Raw genomic sequence first — 7,384 nt, 5'->3', positions numbered from 1 at the left:
GGATGGGGGTGCCTATCTCTGGGGTGTTGTGATCGCGCTCGCCTGCATACTGCTGGTGCAGCGCCACCAGATGGTTTCGCCGTGGTTTCCGATGCTGTTGATCATGTTTCCGGTCTGGGAGGCTGTTTTTTCGATCTACCGTTAGCTGGCGCGCGGCGGATCGCCCGGGGTGGCGGATGCGCTGCATTTCCTTCAGCTGATCTACCGCCGCCTGGTGCGTGGTGTGTTCCTCGATGACGAGTCGCGGCGCATGTTGATGCGCAACAACCGGACGTCACCTTATCTCTGGAGCTTTACCTTGCTGACTGTGGTGCCGGCAGTGCTGTTCTGGCGTGAGACTTCGATCCTCATGATGTTTTGCGCGCTGTTTGTGTTGACGTATGTCGGTTTTTATATCGCGATCATCCGTTTCAAGGTTCCGCGCTGGCTGCGTCGCTGAGGCCGGCACGCTGGCCGCAGCGATGCGGCACAATTCGGGCAATATTTCCCGGCAATACCTGCTCCCTGTGTTCCTGTTCCCTGTTTCACCCTGACAAGGCCCCGCGAATGACCACCCATACCGCCAACGACCCAGACCTCTCCCATGTAGGCCCACGCGACAAGGCCGAGATCMTGGCCCAGGCGCTGCCCTACATCCGCAAGTTTCACGGCAAGACCTTGGTCATCAAATATGGCGGCAACGCCATGACGGACCCGGCCCTGCAGGCTGATTTTGCGGAGGACGTGGTGCTGCTCAAGCTGGTGGGCATGAATCCGGTGGTGGTGCACGGCGGCGGCCCGCAAATTGAGGCGGCGCTGAACCGCCTGGGCAAAAAGGGGCATTTCATCCAGGGCATGCGCGTCACTGATGAAGAGACCATGGAAGTCGTGGAATGGGTGCTGGCCGGCCAGGTGCAGCAGGACATCGTCGGGCTGATCAACCAGGCCGGCGGCAAGGCCGTAGGCCTGACGGGCCGCGATGGCGGCCTGATCCGTGCGCAAAAGCTCAAGATGGTCGACAAGGATGACCCGACGAAGGAGCACGACATCGGCTTTGTGGGCGACATCGTCAGTATTGACCCGAGCGTGGTCAAGGCGCTGCAGGACGACGCTTTCATTCCGGTGATCAGCCCGATCGGGTTTGGCGAGGAAAACGAGAGCTACAACATCAATGCAGACGTGGTGGCGGGCAAGCTGGCCACCGTGCTGAAGGCCGAGAAACTGGTGCTGCTCACCAATACCCCCGGCGTACTGAACAAGGCCGGGGAGCTGCTGACTGACCTGAGCGCCCGCGAAATCGACGAGCTGTTTGCCGACGGAACGATTTCCGGCGGCATGCTGCCCAAAATCGAAGGCGCGCTGGACGCGGCCAAAAGCGGCGTGAATTCCGTCCACATCATCGATGGGCGGGTGCCGCATGCCATGCTGCTGGAAATCCTGACCGATCAGGCCTACGGGACCATGATCCGCTCGCACTGATCCAGGCGTTCCTGGCTGCCCAAGGCTGTCCGGATGGGCGGCGCCCTGATTTTGATGAAATTGGTCGCCAGGGCATATGGGGTGTGCGTAAGCAGCTATAAAAAATATAGCAAATATGGGTATTTCCTTTGCCGTCAGGGTGGCGACAGTGCCGGTCYGGCAGACTGGCAGCCGATACCGGGCCAAAACAAGACCAAAAACCAAATCAGGCAGCGGCACCGGCTTTTTCCTGAATTGACGCTCCTCAGGCGGGGTCAATTGGCATTGATGACGAAACGGACAATTCGTTATGCGACTCCTGTTGGTTGAAGACGACGTGATGGTGGCCAGCGGCATCAAGCTGGGGCTCAGTGACGCCGGCTACGCCGTTGACTGGGTCGGCAGTGCCGAGCGCGCGGAGGAAGTACTGCAGGGCGAGACCTTTGATGCGGCGATCATCGACATCGGGCTGCCGCGCATTGACGGGCTGGAACTGACGCGCCGCCTGCGCCGCGGCGGAATGGCCATGCCGGTGCTCATCCTGACGGCCCGCGACGCGCTGCAGGACCGTGTCCAGGGGCTGGACCTGGGAGCAGATGACTACATGGTCAAGCCGTTTGAGCTGCCCGAGTTGCTGGCGCGCCTGCGCGCGCTGCTGCGCCGCTCCCAGGCCGCCACCAGCGCCACACTGAGTTTTGGGGCGCTGGAGCTGGACACGGCCAACCGCGAGGCCCGCGCCAACGGCCAGCTGATTGAGCTCGGACCGCGCGAATGGACGGTGATGGAGTATTTGCTGATCCACGCGCCCAAGCCGGCCAGCAAAGACAAGCTGCTGCAGGCCATGACGGGCTGGGACAAGGAAATCACGCCCAATGCCATTGAGGTGTATATCTCGCGTTTGCGCGGCAAGCTGGAGCCGCACGGCATAGCCGTACGCTCCATTCGCGGCTTTGGCTACCGGCTGGAGCTGGTGGAAGTTTCCCCGGGGATGCCGTCCAGCGCTGGCGCTGAATAGGCAGCGCAGGCATGAACCCTTTCGGCCAGTCCTGGGCCGTTCGCCTGAAAAACCGCCTGCGTACGTTGGCTGCGCGCACGGGCGGCAACGCGTTCGTGCCTGCCGCCATGAAGTCCGGCCTGCAGCGCCGGCTGCTGCTGCTGCTGCTTTTCCCGCTGGGGACTTTTGCGCTGGTGAGCATTTACTTTGACTACCAGACGGCCGGCGATGTCGCCCTGCAAAAAGATCAGCAGTTGCTCCGGCTGATTCCCCTGCTGGCCGATTCGGTTGTGGCGCCGGGCGCCACCCCGGAAAGTGCGCCGGTGCTGCTGATGGCCCCCGCCGTGGATGATTTCCTCAAGGGCCGGCCTGGCTTTGCCGGCTTTCGCCTCGCCGATGCCGAAGGCGACTTTCTGGCCGGTGAGCCCTGGATTCCCGAACTGCTGCCGGCCACGCACGAGCCGGAATTCCACAGCATCGAATACAACGGCGTGACCTACCGGATTGCCGCGCAGCGCATGAAGACTGCAGTGGGTGAGCTGATCGTCCAGCTGGCGGATGGATCCGACCCGCGCCAGCAATGGGTGCGCTCCGTGCTGTTCAAGGTGCTGCTGCCGAACCTGATCCTGGTCGTGGCGGCAGGTTTTGCCGTCAACTGGGCCGTCACGCGGGCACTCAAGCCATTGATTGAGCTCAAGGACGCGGTGGAGCGCCGCAACCCGCGCGACTTGAGCGCCATCGACCCGCTGGCTACGCCAGCCGAGGTCCAGCCGCTGGTGAGTGCCTTGAACCGCCTTTTTGGCCTGGTGAACGACCAGGCGGAGGGGCAGCGGCGGTTTGTGGCTGATGCCGCGCACCAGCTGCGCACGCCTCTGGCCGGGCTGCAGGCCCAGGTCGAGGCCTGGGCGCAAGCGGCCAAAGTGGCTGAGGCCGCGGGCTCGGACGGGGCGGTGACCTTGTCGGCCGAAAAAATCATCAAGCTGCGCAATGCCACACGCCGGACGTCGCAGCTGGCCAACCAGCTGCTGGCGCTGTCGCGTGCCGATGCGTCGGCCGCCGGCGCCCAGCCGATGCAGCGGGTAGACCTGAAAGACCTCTGCGAATCCATTCTGCCGCTGCATCTGGATGCCGCCATGCGCAAGGGCATTGACCTGGGGCTGGAAACCCAGCCTGCACAGGTCAGTGGTTACGAGTGGCTGCTGCGCGAGCTGCTGGGTAATCTGGTGGACAACGCCGTCAAATACACGCCGCCCGGCGGCACGGTCACGATCCGCTGTGGCCCGACGGCCGGCTTCGCTGCGCCAGATACGCCAAAACAGCCGGGTCCTGGTGGCGCCGCCGCCGAGCACCGGGGATGGGGCGTCTTCCTGGAAGTGGAAGACGACGGCCCTGGCATAGCCCCGGACGAGCGCAGCATGGCGCTGCAGCGCTTTTACCGGGTGCAGGGGACGGCGGGCGAGGGCAATGGCCTGGGTCTGGCCATTGCCAGCGAAATCGCGCGGGTTCACCATTCGCAGCTGGAGCTGGACCACACCGGGACTGGCCCCGCCGGACCGTACGGATTACGGGTTCGGTTGAGTTTGTAGCTCGCCCACCACAGTAAGCGCTTGCTGTTACGGAACAGAACGTTGCGCCTTCGCCTCATGGGCGAAAACCCGGGCCTGGTGAGAGACGAACTGTCACCTGGCTGTGCGAGAATCAATTGCAACGATTCCCGGTTTTTTGAAACATTTCCTACTTCATCGCCTATGTCCGACTTAGCGTCTGAATCCGAATTGAGCCCGCACGTCACGCCAGCCGAGCCTGCGGTGCGCAAGCGCCCCAAACCGGGTGAGCGCCGGGTCCAGATCCTTCAGGCGCTGGCCACCATGCTGGAGCAGCCGGGCGCTGAGCGCATCACGACGTCCGCCCTGGCAGCCAAGCTGGATGTGAGCGAAGCCGCCCTTTACCGCCATTTCGCCAGCAAGGCGCAGATGTTCGAAGGCCTGATCGAATTCATCGAGCAAAGCGTCTTCACACTGATCAACCAGATTGGGGAACGTGAGCCCGACCATTCAGCCCGCACCCGCAAGCTGGTGGTCATGATTCTGCAGTTTGCCGAAAAGAACCCCGGCATGACGCGCGTGATGGTGGGCGATGCGCTGGTGTTTGAAAACGACCGCCTGCAAGAGCGCATGAACCAGTTCTTCGACAAGCTCGAGTCCAGCCTCAAGCAAAGCCTGCGCGACGCAGCGGCCGCCAGCGGCGCGGCGACCCCCACGGTAGACGCTCAAGTTCGCGCCTCCGTGATCGTTGCCTTCATGGTCGGCCGCCTGCAGCGCTTTGCCCGCTCCGGCTTCAAGCGCCTACCCTCGGAACACCTCGAAGCCAGCCTCGCGACGATCCTGGCCTAACGCCGCCTCAAGAGAGGGGCCTAATTCTTCTTCAAGCGGGGGCCGCGGAACGGGCTTTGCCCGGCCGCAGGTGCCCGTCCCCTGGAAGGGGAAAAGGCGCGACACGAAGTGCGCGTCCGATAGGGGTGAACCAATCTACCAATTCCAGAGGGTCCCGTCGTGCTGCAGGCGGTTCACCGGCAGGTAGGCGCGCTGGTACGGGTATTTCGCGGCGAGCTTCTCGTCGATCTCCACGCCATGCCCCGGCGTTTCACCGCAGTGCATAAAGCCCTTGTCAAAACGATAGCTGTGCGGAAACACCTCATCGGTCTGCTCGGTGTGGCGCATGTATTCCTGCACGCCGAAATTGGGCACCCAGGTGTCGAAGTGCAGCGCTGCGCCCATGCAGACCGGTGACAAATCGGTCGCGCCGTGGCAGCCCGTGCGTACCTGGTACATCGCCGCAAAGTCGGCAATGCGCCGCAGGTGGGTGATGCCGCCGGCATGCACCACCGTCGCGCGGATGTAGTCGATCAGCTGGTTCTGGATCAAGTCCTTGCAGTCCCAGATGGTGTTGAAAATCTCGCCTACGGCCAGCGGTGTAGTCGTGTGCTGGCGGATCAGGCGAAAAGCCTCCTGGTTTTCGGCCGGCGTCGCGTCCTCGATCCAGAACAGGTGATAGGGCTCCAGTGATTTGCCCAGCCGGCCCGCCTCGATCGGTGTCAGGCGGTGATGCACATCGTGCAGCAAATGAATGTCCGGCCCGACGGCGGTACGCACCGCGTCGAACAGCTTCGGGGTGTGCAGCAGGTATTTTTCGCTGCTCCAGTCGTGTTCGCTGGGCAGGTCCGCATCAGCCGGTTCGTAAAACAGCGTGCCCTTGCCGACGCCATACACCTTGTCCAGGCCCGGCACACCGCTCTGCGCGCGTATGGCCTGATAGCCCATCTCCTTGTAGCGCAACACCTCTTCCACGGTCTGCGCAATGTCTTTCCCATTGGCATGCCCGTAGACCATCACGCCGGTGCGGCTCTTTCCGCCCAGCAGCTGGTACAGCGGCATGTTGGCGGCCTTGGCCTTGATGTCCCAGAGGGCGGTGTCGACTGCGGCGATCGCGCTCATGGTGACCGGGCCGCGCCGCCAGTAAGCGCCCTTGTACAGGTACTGCCAGATGTCCTCGATCTGGTGCGCATCGCGTCCGATCAGGCAGGGGATGACATGCTCGGTCAGGTAGCTCACGACAGACAGCTCGCGCCCGTTGAGCGTGGCGTCGCCGATGCCGGTCAGGCCTTCGTCGGTTTCTATTTTCAGGGTGACGAAATTGCGGCCGGGGCTGCAGACGATGACGCGGGCGTTGGTGATTTTCATGGTGTTCGGATGGGGTGGGAGTGAAGCTGGTCCAGGGCGGCCAGCATGCCGCGCTGGTTGATCTGGGCCAGCCAGTGGGTCATGCGGGCCAGCCAGCGCGCTTGCTGCGGCAGGGCCTCGCCCCAGATGGCCGGCAGCGTACCCAGGGCTTGCACTGTCGCTGCAGCGTCACCGCTATGGGCGAGCGCGAGGGCTTTCAGCGTTTCGGCCATCGGGTCGCTCATGGCGTAGGGCTGCCCCTGCTCGTCGCTGCCGCGCAGGTAGCGCATCCAGGCTGCTCCTGCAAAAGCCAGCCGTTCCACGGGCTGGCCCGCATGCAGGGCATCGACCACCGAAGGCACCCAGCGCTGCGGGATCTTCTGCGAACTGTCAGTGGCGATCTGGTGCACCTTGTGCTGCAGCTCGGGGTTGGCAAAACGTGCCAGCAGCGCGTCGCGGTAGGCGGGCCAGTCCGGGCGGTTGAGCTGCGGGCCGATCTCCTGCGTCATCAGGCCGTGGATGAAGCGATGCACTGCAGGCCGCGCGATGCAGTCGCTGACGACAGGCCAGCCCGCTACCGCGCCCATGCAGGCCATGGCCGTGTGGCTGCCGTTGAGCATGCGCAATTTGGCTTCCTCAAACGGCGCCACATCATCCACCACCGTGACGCCGGCAGCCGCCAGCACGTCGCCGTCCGCAGGGGCGGCAAAGCGGCGTTCAATCACCCATTCCCAGAAAGCTTCGGTGCCCAGTGCGGCCTGGTCAGCCACGCCGAGCGCCTGCCCGGCAGCGGCCAGGCGCTCGCCGGTTGCGGCCGGCACGATGCGGTCCACCATGCTGTTCGGGAAGGCGCAGGCGGTGCCGATCCACTGCGCCAGCGCCGGATTTTCCTTTTGTGCGGCATCGACGCACAAAGCCTGCAACTTGCGGCCGTTGTTTGCCAGGTTGTCGCAGGAAGCCAGCGTCAACCCCGGCAGCCCCGCCGTATGGCGGGCTGCCAGGCCCTGCACCAGCAGTTGGGCCAGTTCCGGGGCGTAGCCTTTTTCAGTGACCGTCAACGTGACCCAGCGGGTAGACGGCGCGGCCAGCGCCTGCACCACCTGCGCCGGCTCGCGGGCGGCCACGCAGGTTTGCCAGATGGCGCCGCCGACCTGCCACTGCACGCCGGTGCTGCTGGCAACCTGCACGGCATACAGGCCGTCCTGCGCGGCCATGGCGTCGGCCAGCCCGGTGC

At 64.0% G+C, this 7,384-nt stretch carries 6 protein-coding genes and 1 pseudogene; 5 read left to right on the top strand and 2 right to left on the bottom strand.

Translation table 11 applies throughout. The features are described 5' to 3' along the window. From AC1D1X_RS11460 to slmA, 5 genes and pseudogenes are all read left to right on the top strand, one after another. Window positions 1-439 (top strand): annotated as a pseudogene (locus AC1D1X_RS11460) (glycosyl transferase); the annotation flags it as partial. Between the two features lie 107 nt (window positions 440-546). Beyond that, window positions 547-1,458, top strand: coding sequence for an acetylglutamate kinase (gene argB, locus AC1D1X_RS11455; RefSeq protein WP_477698303.1), 912 nt, complete (start codon window positions 547-549; stop codon window positions 1,456-1,458). Window positions 1,459-1,747: 289 nt separating this feature from the next. Next, entirely contained in the window at window positions 1,748-2,452 is a 705-nt protein-coding gene (locus tag AC1D1X_RS11450) for a response regulator (protein ID WP_457281194.1), read from the top strand. 107 nt (window positions 2,453-2,559) lie between these two features. Beyond that, window positions 2,560-4,017 (top strand): ATP-binding protein, encoded by a 1,458-nt coding sequence (locus AC1D1X_RS11445; RefSeq protein ID WP_477668925.1) that lies wholly within the window; start codon window positions 2,560-2,562, stop codon window positions 4,015-4,017. A 162-nt stretch (window positions 4,018-4,179) separates the two neighbouring features. Beyond that, complete coding sequence (gene slmA / locus AC1D1X_RS11440; RefSeq protein ID WP_477668486.1) at window positions 4,180-4,824, top strand: nucleoid occlusion factor SlmA; 645 nt, start codon at window positions 4,180-4,182, stop codon at window positions 4,822-4,824. A 135-nt stretch (window positions 4,825-4,959) separates the two neighbouring features. On the opposite strand, the gene manD is transcribed toward slmA, so the two are convergent. Further along, window positions 4,960-6,171 carry a D-mannonate dehydratase ManD gene (gene manD, locus AC1D1X_RS11435; protein WP_457281192.1) on the bottom strand — a complete coding sequence of 404 codons (1,212 nt, stop codon included), beginning with the start codon at window positions 6,169-6,171 and terminating at the stop codon, window positions 4,960-4,962. After that, window positions 6,168-7,384: mannitol dehydrogenase family protein (locus AC1D1X_RS11430; RefSeq protein ID WP_477698302.1), on the bottom strand; the 1,217-nt coding region annotated here is incomplete at its 5' end. The genes manD and AC1D1X_RS11430, both read right to left, overlap by 4 nt.

The organism is Polaromonas sp. P1_G4, from assembly GCF_056405475.1.
Note: the sequence above shows the minus strand (reverse complement) of the source record. Positions and strands in the feature narration are given on the sequence as shown.

What these genes read in the sequence shown, in the direction of transcription:
- AC1D1X_RS11445 (WP_477668925.1), top strand. Translation starts at nt 2,560, where the DNA reads ATGAAGTCCGGCCTGCAGCGCCGGCTGCTGCTGCTGCTGCTTTTCCCG.
- AC1D1X_RS11450 (WP_457281194.1), top strand. Translation starts at nt 1,748, where the DNA reads ATGCGACTCCTGTTGGTTGAAGACGACGTGATGGTGGCCAGCGGCATC.
- slmA (WP_477668486.1), top strand. Translation starts at nt 4,180, where the DNA reads ATGTCCGACTTAGCGTCTGAATCCGAATTGAGCCCGCACGTCACGCCA.
- manD (WP_457281192.1), bottom strand. Translation starts at nt 6,171, where the DNA reads ATGAAAATCACCAACGCCCGCGTCATCGTCTGCAGCCCCGGCCGCAAT.